The sequence below is a fragment of the Rhizobium sp. SAFR-030 genome (assembly GCF_059415005.1).
This window is the reverse complement of the sequence record NZ_JBPFDO010000002.1, coordinates 835426-850900: the sequence shown is the minus strand read 5'-3', so window position 1 is coordinate 850900 and position 15475 is coordinate 835426. Positions and strand designations below refer to the sequence as shown.

General features: G+C 64.5%; 10 protein-coding genes. 5 read left to right on the top strand and 5 right to left on the bottom strand.

Annotation, left to right across the window (positions count from 1 at the left end; translation table 11 throughout):
• Window positions 1-454: 454 nt before the first annotated feature.
• The 3 genes from ACR65N_RS09510 (at window position 455) to ACR65N_RS09500 (ending at window position 6272) form a co-directional block, all read left to right on the top strand.
• Entirely contained in the window at window positions 455-1399 is a 945-nt protein-coding gene (locus ACR65N_RS09510) for a 2-hydroxyacid dehydrogenase (protein ID WP_440456775.1), read from the top strand.
• A gap of 126 nt (window positions 1400-1525) precedes the next feature.
• Entirely contained in the window at window positions 1526-3757 is a 2232-nt protein-coding gene (locus ACR65N_RS09505) for a mechanosensitive ion channel family protein (RefSeq protein ID WP_440456774.1), read from the top strand.
• Window positions 3758-3989: 232 nt separating this feature from the next.
• A complete protein-coding gene (locus tag ACR65N_RS09500) occupies window positions 3990-6272 on the top strand; it encodes an FdhF/YdeP family oxidoreductase (RefSeq protein WP_440456773.1) in 2283 nt (760 codons plus the stop codon).
• A 24-nt stretch (window positions 6273-6296) separates the two neighbouring features.
• On the opposite strand, the gene ACR65N_RS09495 is transcribed toward ACR65N_RS09500, so the two are convergent.
• From ACR65N_RS09495 to ACR65N_RS09480, 4 genes are all read right to left on the bottom strand, one after another.
• Window positions 6297-7400, bottom strand: coding sequence for a GNAT family N-acetyltransferase (locus ACR65N_RS09495; RefSeq protein WP_440456772.1), 1104 nt, complete (start codon window positions 7398-7400; stop codon window positions 6297-6299).
• Between the two features lie 195 nt (window positions 7401-7595).
• Window positions 7596-9068 carry a glucosamine inositolphosphorylceramide transferase family protein gene (locus ACR65N_RS09490; protein ID WP_440456771.1) on the bottom strand — a complete coding sequence of 491 codons (1473 nt, stop codon included), beginning with the start codon at window positions 9066-9068 and terminating at the stop codon, window positions 7596-7598.
• Between the two features lie 108 nt (window positions 9069-9176).
• Complete coding sequence (locus ACR65N_RS09485; protein ID WP_440456770.1) at window positions 9177-10439, bottom strand: polysaccharide biosynthesis protein; 1263 nt, start codon at window positions 10437-10439, stop codon at window positions 9177-9179.
• Entirely contained in the window at window positions 10436-11605 is a 1170-nt protein-coding gene (locus ACR65N_RS09480; protein WP_440456769.1) for a glycosyltransferase family 4 protein, read from the bottom strand. Before ACR65N_RS09480 ends, ACR65N_RS09485 begins: the two co-directional genes overlap by 4 nt.
• Before the next feature lie 143 nt (window positions 11606-11748).
• On the opposite strand from ACR65N_RS09480, the gene ACR65N_RS09475 reads away from it, so the two are divergent.
• Both ACR65N_RS09475 and ACR65N_RS09470 read left to right on the top strand, forming a co-directional pair.
• Window positions 11749-12918: a DUF1972 domain-containing protein gene (locus ACR65N_RS09475; RefSeq protein WP_440456768.1), complete on the top strand. Its 1170-nt coding sequence runs from the start codon at window positions 11749-11751 to the stop codon at window positions 12916-12918.
• On the top strand, window positions 12915-14180 hold the full coding sequence (locus ACR65N_RS09470; RefSeq protein WP_440456767.1) for a glycoside hydrolase family 5 protein: 1266 nt from the start codon (window positions 12915-12917) through the stop codon (window positions 14178-14180). Before ACR65N_RS09475 ends, ACR65N_RS09470 begins: the two co-directional genes overlap by 4 nt.
• Here the strand turns inward: ACR65N_RS09470 and ACR65N_RS09465 are convergent.
• Entirely contained in the window at window positions 14164-15474 is a 1311-nt protein-coding gene (locus ACR65N_RS09465) for a VpsF family polysaccharide biosynthesis protein (protein ID WP_440456766.1), read from the bottom strand. The two genes, ACR65N_RS09470 and ACR65N_RS09465, sit on opposite strands and share 17 nt — an antisense overlap.
• Window position 15475 lies beyond the last annotated feature (1 nt).

Genomic DNA, 15475 nt, shown 5'->3' with positions numbered 1-15475 from the left:
GCCAATCTTATATGATTTTGACAGAGAAAATCCCGAAACCTCAGGTTTTCTCCAGAACGAAAGACTTCGTCGCTTGCAGCGCCGCCGCCCTCGTCAGTGATCGGGGTTATAGATCCACACTTCCCACACGTCAACAACCACCGTCGCAAAAACTTCAGAAAATTCGTAAGTGGCTGAAAGTAGCTGACTATTAGAGCTTTCGATCTGACGCTCGCTGGTTGATGCGCACGGCATTGGCCGGCAGACGCCTGTCTTTGTCATGTCGGCACCTGTTTGCGTGTCGACGAGACGGCCGGGCTCTGGTTGCTGCCGCCGTCGGGCGCCATACTCCGCGAGCCAGATGCCGAATGGCGGCCGCAAGAGGCCGCTGCGACGACATCCGCTTGACGGCCACGATCGCCGCCCGCCACAAAGGGCCGCAACACACGCACCCGCCAACCTGCAAGGACTTCCCATGCCATCGCCGATCGCCTTCGTCAGCCGTATGAACCGCACCGAGGAGGATGACTGGCTCGACGTGCTGCGCAAAGCGATGCCCGACGAGCGTATCATGCCCTTCCGCGATCTGACGGAGGATGAAAGGCAGATGGCCGAGATCGCCATCGTCGCCAATCCCGATCCGGCGGAGATCTCTGCCCTGCCCGGTCTCTCCTGGATCCACAGCCTGTGGGCCGGCGTCGAGCGGCTGGTGCTGGAGCTCGGAGCCACGGCGCCGCCGATCGTCCGGCTCGTCGATCCGGAACTGGCTCGCGTCATGGCTGAAGCGGTGCTTGCCTGGACATACTACCTGCAGCGCGACATGCCGGCCTATCACCGCAGCCAGGCGGCCCGCCGCTGGGATCCCCGTCCCTACCGGCATCCATCGACCATGCGGATCGGATTGCTGGGCCTCGGTGCGCTTGGAACGGCGGCAGCGTTACGCCTGCAGCAAGCGGGGTTTCCGGTTCAGGGCTGGAGCCGGACCCGCAAGGATCTCCCGGGTCTGACGCTCCACCATGGCGAAGACGGTTTGGCCGCCCTTCTCTCCGCGAGCGACATTCTCGTCTGCCTCGTGCCCCTAACGGCGCAGACACGCGGCCTGCTCGACAGGCAGAGGCTCTCGCTGCTGCCGGAGGGCGCCTCTCTCATCAACTTTGCGCGGGGCGCGGTCATCGTCGCCGACGATGTTCTCGATGCACTGGACAACCGGCATCTGGACCATGCCGTCCTCGACGTCTTCGAACGGGAGCCGCTGGAGGCAACGGCACGCTTCTGGAGCCATCCGCATGTGACGGTACTGCCGCATATTTCGGCGCCGACCAGCCCGACGACCGCAAGCGGCATCGTCGCCGGCAACATCCGCGTCTGGCGACGCAACGGCACGCTGCCGACCACCATCGACATGCAGCGGGGGTATTGAGCGCCCGATCAAGTTGCGGCCGGACGTGTAGAGCCCCACAAATCTCGACATTGCCAAGCCTTCGACATCTGATGCATCATCGCAGGATCCAGGCCGAAAGGATCGGCGATCGGGGCGGTGCTGCAGATGTCTCTTCTTGCCAAGCTTTTCACCGTCCTCGGCGCCAAGGGCAAACGGATCGGCCGTCTCCTTGCCACGGCGGTGCTTGCCGCCTTGCCGCTCCTCATGCCCGAGCCAGAACTCCGCGCGCAAACCGACGCGGCGCCGATCACCATCATGGTCGGCCCTGGGCAGGATGCCGCCGGGATCGACGCGGCGGTCAAGGCGGCGGGCGGATCCGGCCGGCCCGTCGTCCTGCAGTGGCAGGAAACTGGTGGGACGGACAAAGCTGCCGCAGCGGAGGATCGGCCGCAGCCGGTGGTTGCCGTCGACGGGATGTGGATGCTGCGCGATCTGCTGAGCGCGCTGAACCGCGGCACCGCTCGGTCGATCGCCGGGATCGCCGGGCTGCCGGCCGCCTTCAGCTCCAGTTGGAGCATGCTGTCGGCGGAAAGCGACGGCCCGATCGGCGCACTCTTTGCAGCGTTCGGTGCAGCGGCGGGCGGGCTCACCGTCGCCTGGACGGTGCGCGCCCTTCTCGCGACCGCATTGCGGCGCTCCGTGCTGCATCACCGTTTCTGGATCGCCGTGGTCCGGCTGGCTTGCGACGCAGTTGCCGTCGTCGCCTATGTCGCGGTGGCCCATGCGCTGCTGCGGCAGCTTCTTGCGCCCGAGACCCTGTCCCGCCAGGTGGCTTCGTCGCTCCTCTGGGTGCTTGCCGGCACGTTGACCTATGCGGCGATCGGTCGGCTGCTGTTCACCCGCAACGGCGAGACTCTGCCGCCGCTTCTCGATATCGATCATGCGCGGTGGCATTTTCGCATGCTCGTCGCCTACGGGACGCTGAACGCCTTCATCGCCAGTTCCGTACAGCTGGCGGACGTGCGCATGGTCGACCCCGTTGCTGCCGACAGCTGGCTGTTCCTCACGGCCTCCATTCTGACGGTGCTGAAGCTTTGGTGGTTCATCGCCGGCCGCCATGACATCGCGCGGGTGTTCGCCGGCCGCGAGACCGGCTCGGCGCGCCGGCTCATCGGATCGGCGCTCGCGACCTTCTACATCGTCTCGGCCGTTGCCATCTGGATCGCCGGCCTGCTGGTCGCCGGCACGTCGCAGAACGGCGTCTGGGCGCGGGCGGCGGGGGCCATGCAGTTCATCGTCGTCGTCGTCCCGATCCTCGACCTCGGCATCGTATCGCTGCTTGGAGCCACTGCACGCCGCCGCGAACGCAAGAACGGCCGAGACCTTGCGACGCTCCTGCTCTGGAGCCTGCGCATGCCGATTGCCGGAGCCATCTGGCTTGCCGGCCTGCACGTGGTGGTCCTCCTCTGGCAGCCGCTGATGATGGGCGCCTCCGCGCTCGTCACCGGCTGGCTCGTCTGGCTCGAACATCTGAGCCTGGCGCTGATCGTCAGCTGGAGCATCTGCAGCTTCCTGTTCGGCTATTTCGAAACCGTCGCGCCGGCAGCAATCGTTCTGCTTCCCGGCCAGCAGGAGGATCTTCCGCCGCCTGGCACAAGCCGGATCGCGACCATCCTGCCGGTCGTCCGCAACCTGATCCTCGGCGCCGTCCTCGCGGTCGCCGGCCTCGTCGTCATCTCTTCGGCCGGCGTCGACGTGACGCCGCTGCTCGCAGGCTTCGGCGTGCTGGGGCTGGCGCTCTCCTTCGGCTCTCAAACGCTGGTGAAGGATGTCGTATCGGGCATCTTCTTCCTCGCCGAAGACGCCTTCCGGATCGGCGAATACATCGATACGGGCAAACTGATGGGAACGGTCGAACAGATCTCGCTGCGCTCCGTCCGGCTGCGGCATCACAACGGGCCGATCCACACCATCCCTTTCGGGACGATCACCTCCGTCACCAACTTCAGTCGCGACTGGGGGACGATCAAGTTCGAGCTGCGCTTCGAACCGGATGCGGATCTCGAACTGATCCGCAAGACGGCAAAGAAGGTGGGGCTTGGCCTTCTGGAGCATCCCGACTTCGGCAATGATTTTCTCGTTCCGCTGAAGATGCAGGGAATTCAGGCGGTAACGGAGAGCTCGATGGTCGTCAGGTTCAAGTTCACCTCGCGGCCCGGCAACCCAAGCCTCATCAAGCGCGAGGGCATGAAGCGGCTGCTGACGGCGCTCAAGGAGGCCGGCCTGCCGCTGGCCTCGACCGCCGTCGTCGTCCGCTCCGGCACCGGTCACGTGACCGAAAATGCCGCGACGGCCGCTGCCTCCACCGTCATCCCGATGCCCGCCAACCAGGTGTGAGCGGCTAAGGCTGTCGCCGGCAGGCGGCGGGTTTCGCGGGCGCCGAGGGCTTCGACTGCGCCTCTACCGCGCAAGGCGCACGAGACGGAACATTGCCGCGCCTGCCGAGTTGCTTTCGTTCGATGCGCGGGTCCGGACCTGCCGCCGGGCGATGAGCCGCGCCTTTCCTGCGCTCATATCGGCTGCAACACTCTCCGACCCGCCTTTGCCCCGATGCGATACGAGGAGAAGCATGATGGCCGATCAGGAAACCGTTCACTACGATGGACCGGCGGGCGGATGGGGGTCGTTGCGCGGGATAACCTCGATTTTCGGCAAGGAATGGCCAACGCCCGGGGCACTTGAGACACTGGCCCGGCAGAACAAGCCGGGCGGCTTCATGTGCGTCTCCTGCGCCTGGACCAAGCCCGCCGATCACAGCGGCTTCGAGTTCTGCGAGAACGGTGCGAAAGCGACGCTGTGGGAGCTGACCACACGCCGGTGTCGGCCGGAGTTTTTTGCCAAGCACACGATCAGCGAACTGCGCGACTGGTCGGATCACGACCTCGAACAGGCTGGACGCCTGACGCATCCGATGCGGCTCGACCGCACGCAGGACCGCTACGTTCCCTGCTCCTGGGAGGAAGCCTTCGAGGCGATCGGCGCCGAGTTGAAGACGCTGAGGGAGCGGGATCCGAATTCGGCGGTCTTCTACGCATCGGGCCGTGCGAGCCTGGAGACCTCCTATCTCTATGCCCTCTTCGCCCGCCTCTACGGCACCAACAACCTGCCCGACAGCTCGAACATGTGCCACGAGACGACGTCTGTGGCGCTCAAGAAGGTCATCGGAGCACCCGTCGGCACATCGGTATTCGAGGATTTCTCCACCTGCGATGCAATCTTTTTCTTCGGCCAGAACACCGGGTCCAACAGCCCGCGCTTTCTTCATCCCTTGCAGGAAGCCGTCAAGCGCGGCTGCAAGATCGTCACCTTCAACCCGGTCAAGGAGAAGGGCCTGGTGGCGATGGTCAATCCGCAGAGCCCGACCGAGATGCTGACCGGTCATGAGACGCCGATCTCCTGCCAGTATCTGCAGGTGAAGGCAGGTGGCGACATCGCCGCCCTCATGGGCCTGTGCAAGCACGTGCTTTCCAGGCACGAGGAAGAGCAGCAGCAGGGCCGCAGCGTGCTGGACCGGCCGTTCATCGAGAGCCACACGTCGGGCTTCGACCAGTTTGAGCAGAAGGTGAAGGCGACGAGCTGGGAAGAGATCGAGCGCAATTCGGGCCTCACCCGCGAGGCATTGCAGGCGGCCGGACAGGTCTATGTCGAGGCGGAAAAGGTTATCGGCATCTACGGCATGGGCCTCACCCAGCAGGTGCACGGCTTCGACAACGTCGCGATGTTCGTCAACCTGCTGCTGATGAAGGGCAATATCGGTCGCGACGGAACCGGGATCTCGCCGGTGCGCGGTCACTCGAACGTCCAGGGCCAGCGAACCGTCGGTATTGCCGAAAAGCCGGAACTGGTGCCGCTCGACAAGCTGGCCGAGCTTTATGGTTTCGACCCGCCGCGCGACAAGGGCGTCAACACGGTCGAAGCCTGCGAGAAGATCTTGAGCGGCGATATCAAGGCCTTCATCGGGCTCGGCGGCAACTTCGTCCGGGCCATCCCCGAGACGGAAGCGATGGAAGCGGCCTGGCAGACGATGCGGCTGACCGTGCAGATCGCCACCAAGCTGAACCGCAGCCACCTCATCAACGGCGAGACGGCGTTTCTCCTGCCGTGCCTTGGCCGCTCGGAGGAGGACATGCAGGCGGCCGGACCGCAGATCGTCAGCATGGAGGACAGCCTCAGCTGCATTCACGGATCGATCGGCAGACGCAAACCGGCGAGCGACGAGTTGCTGTCGGAAATGGCGATCGTTGCCGGCATTGCCAAGGCGACGCTGCCCGCCAATCCGAAGGTGAGATGGGACGAGTGGGTCGGTGACTATTCCATAGTCCGCGACCTCATCGAGGAGACCTATCCCGAGGAGTTTCGCGCCTTCAACGAGCGGGTCTTCACGCCGGGTGGCTTCTACAAGGGGAACTCGGCGCGCGAGCGGATCTGGAAGACCGAGAGCGGACGGGCCGAATTCACCGTGCCGAAGGAGCTTTCGGCGGCGGGCTTCGAGGACCGGGCCGGCCGCTACCGGCTGATCACGCTGCGCAGCAACGACCAGTTCAACACGACTATCTACGGCTACAGCGATCGGCTGCGCGGCATCGAGGGTACCCGCTCCGTGCTGCTCATCAATCCCCAGGAAATGCAGCGCGCCGGCCTGCGCGAGGGACAGGTTGTCGGGCTCCAATCCGATGCGGATGATGGGCGCAAACGCTATGTCGGCGGTCTGAGCGTGACGCCTTTCGACCTGCCGGACGGCTGTCTCGGGGGATACTATCCGGAACTCAATGCGCTGATCGCGCTGTCGCATCACGACGTGCAGTCCAAGACCCCGGCGTCGAAGGCGGTGCCGGTGCGGATCGTCACCTAACGACGCGAGCCAAAGGTGGCGGTGTCAGCCGCGCCACCGACCGACGCTGTGACCAATGCGGCGGCCGATCTGCATCATTGAACGCAGCCGGCGGAATAGCGCCGGTCGAGCCTTGATCTCCTGCTTGGTTCGGCTGGCGATGCGACGCGAGGCAACGATCAGGCGTCCCTTGGCCGTCATCGGCCGTGACAGAGAGAAGAGCTGTCGCGGCTGACCGCCGAAGCCGGGCTTGTAAGGTGCCTCGCCAACGGAAAAATCCATCGTCGAGATGCCGTTCTGGCGGGACCAGCGGATGAACCGGGCGATGGTCGCCATGCCCGGCGAGCACGCCGACCACTGACCGCCGGCCATCGTGATCACCGTCAGGTGAAAGACCGAGCCGTGGACGAGCCCGTAGGCGGTGGCGATCCACTCGCCGTCGACCGAAAGGCCGAACACGTGAGCGGGGCCCTTGCCGCCGAGGCTTGTGCCTGCCGCATTCCGATAGAAATCGCGCACCGCCGGCAGCGCCAGCAGATCGTACCGCCCAAGTTCCCGAAAGCGCTCGGCGCGCTGTTCGAACATGACGTGCATCAGTTCATCCAGTTCATCCGGAGTCGATGCATGCCGAAAGCCGATCTCCCCCTGCTCGCTCATGCGGCGGTCGGAGGTCTTCAGGATACGTCGGGTCTGGCTGTTGGCAAGTCGTGCGACGATCGTCTCGGGATCGCCGTCGATCGGCGTATCGTAGCTCGTCATCGTGCTGGCGCTTACCTGCGGCAGCAGAGCGAGCGGGTTGGGTATGCCGCCGATGCTCGCCGGGATCTGGTCGATGATGACAAAATCGGCCTTCGGCAGGACCTCGCAGATCGCCTGCCAAAGCGCCTGGCCGTCTTCCGGCGCGATCGACAGACCGGCAGCAAGAACCGGCGCGCTGAGATCGGAAACGCCGAGCGAGAGGAACTCGATGGCCTGCCAGCTGCGCCGTCGAATGCGGCAAAGCGGCAGCAGCATGAGTGGTTCGCCGGTACTGCGATCGCAGATCTCGATTACCAGAACATCGGCACCGGCCGGCTGAGTGAGGTGATCGGCGATCGCTCTCATCCAGTCGTAGTGCTGGAAAGCCGTCGCCCGGCCGCTCGATTGCATGAGCCGCCACACCGTCTCGACGGACGACAAGCTGGTGTGGCATCGCGCAACGAACGACGGTCTCGTCGGAATCTGCCGATCGCGACGGAGAGTGGCCGTCTGATCCTGAAGCATAGCTCCACCTGATTATCTGGGCACGGGCATTTTCAGCCGGTAAACATCCATAGCGTGTACCGCAGGATGATTACGATACCCTTATCGTGTGGAGGTGCGGTGGTTTCGAAAGGCCTTCCAGCGCGGAGAAAAGGCTGACCCGTCGATAAACTCTAGGTTACCGGCGCTGTTCAACGAATGCAGCCGGCGGCCGGGCCAGACCGGCCCCGGTTCCAGCAGGGTCTCGACCGTTTGCTCGAAGCCACCGTCATCGAGCCGGGTCACCTGCGCCAACGCAAGTGCCGCACCGTAACCTCGACGGCAGTCCTGCACGGGGCGGTAGAGGCTTCCGCCGCGTTCCACCAGTCTGCCGGCTGGCCGGCCCGAGGCGATGTCGATCATCACCGGGTTCTGCCGGTGCGGTGCCCACGGGCCGCGGAAATCGGGCGCCGACCACAGGTGCAACGCATCGGAAAACGCGCCTCCTCCATCGCGGACGGTAGCAAACATCCACCAGGTCGCGCCGCGGCGTATGATCGTCGCGTCGCTGGCGACCACCCCGGACACCAGCACCGCCTCCTGCACCCAGCCACCCGGAAAAGCGGTCGAGCGCAGGAGCTCGATCGTGCCGTTCCCGGAGGTTTCGGGGATCATCCAGATCTCGCCCTCCTCCTCGAAGACGAACGGATAGGAAAGATGGCAGTCCATCTCCAAGACCGGCACCGGGGTACCGATAGGACCCGACGCGCCGAATGGGACGGCGGAAATGATCCCCTTGCCCAGGCTATGCTCGAAGTCCTCGAGGAACAGCGTCACCTGCCCCTGGTGCAGCAGCGGGACCGGGTCTGCATAGAAGCGACGGCCGTCGTCGGGAAGATCGTGCCACCCGGTTTGCGGGTGCGCCTTGAGATCGAACAGGTCGCGGCCATCCGTCTGCCGCCAGCCGACGCGCCAGTGCGGGGAGTTGTAGCAGAGGCGGTAGATCTGCTGGACGATCCGCCGCGCCAGCTTCTTTGCCGCGACCGCCGCGAGATTGCGGGGCTTTCCGCCCGCAGCGGTCACCTGATCGACTTTCCCAGGCAGAGTCGGTAGCGACGCTTGGCAGGAGCCTTGCAATGCCGCAACGATCATCGTGGTGCTGCGCGCCAGCATGTCCTCGAAGCTTGCAAGGGCGACGCCGCCATATTCGGTGCCCAGTCGACCGCTGGCGATTGTTCTGCCGTTTTCGCTGAGTTCGGCGGTTGGCGTGCGACCGTCGAGGATGGCGTCGATCAGGCCGGCCTGGCCGATGATCCCGTCATAGGACAGTGACCAGACGGGCCGCGCATCCGCTGGCGCACCGCCGGAGAGATCGAGCAACACATCAACCGGCGCGTCCGTCAGGGAAGACAGGCTCGTCAGCAGGTCGACCGGTACGCGAGACGCGTCACCATCGCGTGGTCGGCCGAAAATCGTCGCCTCCAGCAGGAACAGGTTTTCGAGCCCGGACGGAAGTTCCGCCTGCTGCGGCACCGCTGATGCCGGCACCAGTTCGACAGACACCGCCATCTCGGGCAGAGCCTGCAGCCGCTTCACCAGCGAGACATGCCATCGTCGCACCGTCTCGCTCTCGCAGCGTATCCGCACATGCATCACCGCGTCCCCCAATCGATATGCCCGCCGCTCCCTGCGCTCAAGGTGCGGTTACTCCATCGCACGCGCCTCGACGTACCGCTGCTGTCTGCCGATCAGCCGCCGCTTGACGGTTATCCAGCAGAGGCCGAAGAAAACCGCTTCCGACACGACTGCTCCGGCAAGCGAAAGAGCCGGGGTCGTCAGCGCAAGCAGTGTCGCGATACAGACAAGCCCGATGACGGCTGCCACCAGGTTGATGATCGCCAGCGTCCAGAACGCGCTCATCGTCTCGAGGACGATCCGCGGCATCGAGTAGGCGATCAGCAGGATGGAGATCAGCCAGGCGGAGATGCCGATGGTCTGGATCGACGCATCCAGAAAGGTCTCGGACTTGATGTGGGGGGCCAGGAAAAACACGAGGCCGCCATAGACGAGACATCCGAGCGACAGCAGACCGGACCACACCAGCGCGTGGTTCCAGACCTTCCGGTACTCCCCACGGCCGATCGAGGCTGAGATTTCCGGCTGCATCATGTTGTCGAAGGCCGTGGCAACGATGCGCAGCGGCGCGAACAACGTGATCACCGCGGCAATCGGCGCATAGGCTGCAGGGCCGGCCATGCCGGTGACAAGCAGCGCGATCGCCTGCCCCTGCAGAAGCGAGGTGCTTACATAAAATACCGTCCATCGCAACTGTGGCCAGAGCCGCATATACCGCTGCCGGACCGTCCGCCGCAGGCTGACGCGCAGCCTCGTGCGGGGCAGCACCAGCAGCAGCAGGATCCCGACGCCATTGGCGAGCGTCAGTCCCTCGAAGATGCCGCGCAGCACGTTTTCGGCGCGAAGGACGATCAGCGCCGTCATCGCGCAGCCGAGGATGGTGAAGGACAGGTCGCTGCAACTGACGATCCACTGGCGCTTGCGCGCAAACGACGCGGTCCTCAGATGGCTGCGCAGCGCCCAGAGCGCGACGAATGCGCCGCCGAAGATGGCGCCGTCCGCACCCCATATTTTGAGGAGGGCTCCGGCTAAGAGCGCAAACAGCAGCGACAGCAGAAGCGCGCCTGAACCGAACGCCACATCGTAGGCGTCGGCCTGCCGGCGCGTCGTGCTGCGGGCGATCCAGATGCTGGCCGGCACGGCGGTCAATGATCGGATATAGGCGACGCCGACGCCGCCCATCACCATGCTGATCGCAAAGATGCCGTAGTCGCGCGCCGACAGGACATGCAGCAGGTAGATGTTGAGGGCGAAGTGGAAGCCACTCTGCAGCGCCTCGCCACTGACCATCAGTGCCAGCCGGCGAATGAGGAGCAGGATCTGCCCGTTCATGGCGCTCTCCCCCGCCGTTCGTCGGAAAGCGATGCGGCAGGGCGCCGTCTGCGCCGAGCAAGGTTCGCCGCGACGGCCGCCGTGATCCGTTCGGCAACAGCGTGCTTGCTGAACAAATTTTCATAGCGCCGCCGACCGGCGATAGCCATCTCGCCGAGCGGCCTCGGATCGGCGATGATCGTCTCCAGCCTCCGGCGCAGGGCGTCGACATTGCCCGGCGGCACCGTCCATCCCGTCTTGCCGTCTTCGACGACCTCCGTCAGCCCGCCGATGGCGGAGGCTACCGGCGGACGCCCCCAGGCCATGGCCTCGATTGCGACGCGACCGAGCGATTCCGGCCGACGGGAGGGAATGACAACGATATCGGCCCAGCGATAATGGTCGGATGGATCGGCGTCGAACGGCTGCAGGTCTACCCGCTCGCCAAGGCCGAGGGTATCGATCCGCCGTTGCAGCTCACGCTCCGGCTCGTCGCTTTCAAACGCGCTGCCGACGATCCGGACCTGCAGCCGCGACCGCATGGCCGGGTCCATGCCGGTGATCGCGTCGAGCAGCACCTCCTGCCCCTTGATCCGGTTGATGCGACCAAGCATCAAGACCCGAAGCGGTCGGCTTCCATCATAGGTGACAGGTTCAGGCGCTGCCGGTCCCTCGACGCCATTGTAGATCACATGCGTCGGGATCGATTTCGGATCGCCAAAGGTGCGGCTGGTGGCATTCGAGTTGAAGATCAGCTCGGAATGGCTCCAGCCGAACAGCCCGCCCAGCACCTTCAGCGCCAGCCCTTCGGGGATTTCGTGGATGTGGAAGATTGCTTTGCCCGGATAAAAACGGGCCGCCAGCGCGTAATCGACGATGACCGAGGTGTTGACGTAAACAAGATCGAAACCGGCGAGGCGCCGCGCCGCTCGAAGAACGGCAAGCGGAAGCCGCGCGGCATCGACCGTCAACAGTCGCAGAAACGCCTTGCGACGCAGGACCCACAGGGGTTCGAAGACGATGCGCGTCGCATGCGGGGTCAACAGGTCGACGATGGGTCCGCTGCGCGGCAGCACGACCTCGATCTCCGCATCCGGATAGCCGGACCGCAGGGCTTCGACACTTTCGGCAAAGCTGCGGTCGGAGCCATAAAGTTCATAGCCCTGATGGATGCATGCAATGCGCATATTGGTCTCACTTTGAAACAGCGGCTGGCGTCTTCATCCGACCCGACGCAAAATCCGTGCCTGGTACGATCCTTGCAACTTTCTCAACCAGCAGCCGCTAATGTCCCATTGATGAACGTGTACGTGAGAAAGTTGAATCAGCCATGAACCAGTTCAAACCGTCACTGCTCATTCTTGGCACACGCGGCGTCCCGGCTTCGCACGGCGGTTTCGAAACGTTTGCCGAGAAGCTGGCGCTCTATCTTGTCGAGCGCGGCTGGCATGTCGGCGTCTACTGCCAGGACGAGGTGGAAACGGTGACGCAGGAGGTCCGCAGCGAGACCTGGCGCGGCATCGAATGCATCCATGTGCAGGTGGGGTCCTCGGGGCCGAGGGCGACGCTGGAATTCGACTGGAAGTGCGTGAGGGATGCAGCAAAGCGCACCGGCGTCTGCCTCGTGCTCGGGTATAACGGGGCGATCTTCCTGCCTTATCTTCGCGCCAAGGGCCGGCCGATCATCACCAATATGGACGGCATCGAATGGAAGCGTGCCAAGTGGAGCCTTCCGGTGAAGACCTGGTTCTGGATCAACGAGTGGATCGGCGCCTGGAGCTCTCATCGTCTGGTCGCCGATCACCCGGCCATCGCCGATCACCTTGCCACCCGCCGCAGCCGCAAGGCGGCGGTGATGATCCCCTATGGCGGCGTGGCAGTGACAGAGGCACCCGAAGATCCGGTGCGTCATCTCGGCCTGGTGCCCGGCAACTATCTGATCTCGATTGCCCGCATCGAGCCGGACAACAATATCCTGACACTCGTCGAGGCCTTTTCGCGTCGCCGACGCAACGCGCGCCTGGTGGTGCTCGGCACCTTCGTCGAAGGCAACGCCTACCATCAGGCGATCCTTGATGCCGCGAGCGACGAAGTGCTGTTCCCCGGTGCCATCTACGATGCCGGAGCGGTACAGGCGTTGCGTTTCCATGCCCGCGCCTATGTCCACGGCCACACGGTCGGCGGCACCAATCCTTCGCTGGTCGAGGCGCTTGCGGCCGGCAACATGGTGATTGCCCACGACAACCGCTACAACCGCTGGACCGCCGGCGATGCGGCTCTCTATTTTACTGATGCCGACGCCTGCGAACGCTGTTTCGATGTTGCGTTGCAGGACGATGCTCTCGTCGCGACCTGCCAGGCAGCCGCACGAGATCGCGCCCGATCCACCTTCCAGTGGGACGACATCCTTGCCACCTACGAGCAGGAATTCCTGGCTCTGGCGGCACGCCGAAGCGTTTCCGCCGCGACGGTCGATAAGACGCAGCCGGTGGCCGAGTGACCGTCAACACCTCGCGCCGAACCTTCGTGTCCGGTGCGGCGGCCACGCTCGCTGCGAGCATCGTCCCGGCTGACTCCTTCGCAGCAGGCGGCGCCAGCGGTTTTCCGATCCGTCGCGGCATCAACCTCTGGCCGTGGTTTTCGCTGACCCGCGAGTTCGCCGCCCCCCGGCGGGACTACGACTGGCCGCCGTTCCAGACGCAAAGGGCTGTGCCGACGCCGGGTGACCTGCAACGACTGCGCGCTGCGGGCTTCGATTTCGCCCGGCTGCCCATCGACCCCGGCCCGTTCCTGGCGATGCGCGGCCGGCAACGGCGCGACCTCCTCGACATGCTATCCAGGGCCGTCGATACGGTGCTTTCGGCAGATCTGCGCCTGGTCGTCAATCTTCAGTCGAACGAGGCAACGCACTACTGGAACTCCGGCAACCTCACGGCGAGCGTTGATGCACCTGAGTTTTCGGCCTACCGGGCACTGGTTGCCGATGTCGCCGAGATCCTGTCACGGCATCCCGCAGACCGAGTAGCGCTGGAGCCGGTCAACGAGCCGTCGCAGGCCTGCGGTTCGGCGGCGTGGGACAAGGTGCAGCGACAGTTGCTGACCACCGCGCGCAGTCATGCACCGAACCTGATGCTGGTCGCCACGGGAAGCTGCGGCAGCATGGTGTCGGGTCTCACGGCGCTTGACCCAGCGCCGCTCGAACTGCTGGCGCCGCTGATCTACACCTTCCATTTTTACGAGCCCTATCTGTTCTCGCACCAGGGCGCGCCGTGGATGAGCGAGCCGGTCTACCGCGCGCTGAACCAGGTGCCTTGGCCGGCATCGGCGGGCTCACTGGAGGTGACGCTGGCTGCCGTCAAGGCCCAGATGGAAGCCGATGGCGAGCGGACGGCGGCTCAGAAGCGGGCAGCATATGCGGAGACGGAAAAGGTGCTGAAGGTGTATTTCGACGCCCAGCCGTCCCGCGGCTTCGTCGATGGGTACCTGTCGCAGGTAGCGGCCTGGGGAACCAGCCACGGCATCACGCCGGCGCGCATCCTGATGGGCGAGTTCGGCGCTTTACGCTCCGACAGTCGTTATATCGCGGCACCGGCGCCCGATCGCGCCCGCTATGTCGAAGATGTTCGCCGGAGCGCCGAAGCACTGGGATTTCCATGGGCGTTCTGGAACATGTTCGACGGCATGGGCGTGGTGACGGATGACGTAGACCGACGATTTGACCTGCCGATCGTCAGGGCGCTGGGGCTCACCGACGCACGCTGAGCGGTGGCACCGGCCTCACCGTCGAGGCGTGGTACATGCACAGGATGATGACGCAAAACTTGGTCATCAGCGTCGTCTTCGAGGCAATGCTTTCGGCGGTGTTGATGATCAGCAGCCAGACCATCATCGGCAGCCATACCCCACGCAGGCACTGGCGGCTGATCTCATACATGAACAGTCCGAAGCCGACCGTCAGCAGCAGCGTCACGAAGGCGCCCTGGTACAGCGTCATGCGGATGATCGGGTTCTCGATCCCCCATTCCAGCCCGTAGATGCGTCGCAGGCTTTCCAACAGGTCGAGCGGTGGGCCGATGATGATCTCGCTCACCGAGAAATGGTCGAACAGCTCGAACATCAGGATGCGGGCGTTGGCACTGCCGCCGTCCGCGACGAAGCGGCTGGCAAAGGCATCGAAAAAGCCCTGCGAGATGAGGAAGACCAGGACAACCGGCGCAAGGCTGACGAACAGGAACACCATAGCCGCTGCCGGCAGGCTGACCCGCCCACGGCGTAGTGCACGGCCCGACTGCCCCAGCGCATACACGCCACCGAAGAGCAGCGTGAGCACGAAGGCAGTCCGGCCGCCGAAGGCCACCAGTGCGGCGAGTTGCAGACCGATCATGGCGAGCCGCCTTGCCTGCGTCAGGTCCCTGGCGCCGCTGATCAGCGACAGGACATAGCAGGCGGTAACGGCGGCGTTAATCAGCGGATGGCCCTGCAGCGCCGACGATCGCAGATCGGTCTCGAACGCCTGTCCGTCAAAGCGGAACGGAAACAGCAGGTGCTTGGTGGCGAATTCGAACAGGCCGAGCAGCGCATTGACGGTCATGATCGCGTGGATCACCTGCCGCAGCCGCGTCATCAGCCGGTCGTCCGCGTCCGACAGCAGCAGGACGAGGAAAGTCGCGCCCATGAACGTATCGACCAACCCTGCCATGTTCGGCCGCTGGCGCAGGATAACGAAGACCAGGATCACCGTTGTCAGCGCCAGCAGCAGCGCCGTCGATGGCCGCTGGTCGGCAACGTGAGCGACATATCGCAGCGGATTGCCGAAGGTGCAGGCGCGCCAGCCAAAGATGATGAGGGTGATGTAGGTTGCTGGGTGGATCTTGGTGGCGGCACTGCCGGAGAGGCCATCGTAATTGTAGCCCAGCACCCAGAGCACACCGCCCGACACCGACAGCAGAACGACGACGGCGAGCGCCAGGCCATGCCGGGTGATCGCATCGAGCCCTGCACGGCGGATGCGTTCGGTACGGTAGCCCTGAACTTCCTGGACCGTCCGCTCTACCATG

Bases quoted from the DNA above. Each gene is read 5' to 3' on its own strand.
- ACR65N_RS09495 (WP_440456772.1), bottom strand. From the start codon at position 7,400: ATGCAATCGAGCGGCCGGGCGACGGCTTTCCAGCACTACGACTGGATG.
- ACR65N_RS09475 (WP_440456768.1), top strand. From the start codon at position 11,749: ATGAACCAGTTCAAACCGTCACTGCTCATTCTTGGCACACGCGGCGTC.
- ACR65N_RS09500 (WP_440456773.1), top strand. From the start codon at position 3,990: ATGATGGCCGATCAGGAAACCGTTCACTACGATGGACCGGCGGGCGGA.
- ACR65N_RS09480 (WP_440456769.1), bottom strand. From the start codon at position 11,605: ATGCGCATTGCATGCATCCATCAGGGCTATGAACTTTATGGCTCCGAC.
- ACR65N_RS09505 (WP_440456774.1), top strand. From the start codon at position 1,526: ATGTCTCTTCTTGCCAAGCTTTTCACCGTCCTCGGCGCCAAGGGCAAA.
- ACR65N_RS09510 (WP_440456775.1), top strand. From the start codon at position 455: ATGCCATCGCCGATCGCCTTCGTCAGCCGTATGAACCGCACCGAGGAG.
- ACR65N_RS09485 (WP_440456770.1), bottom strand. From the start codon at position 10,439: ATGAACGGGCAGATCCTGCTCCTCATTCGCCGGCTGGCACTGATGGTC.
- ACR65N_RS09465 (WP_440456766.1), bottom strand. From the start codon at position 15,474: ATGGTAGAGCGGACGGTCCAGGAAGTTCAGGGCTACCGTACCGAACGC.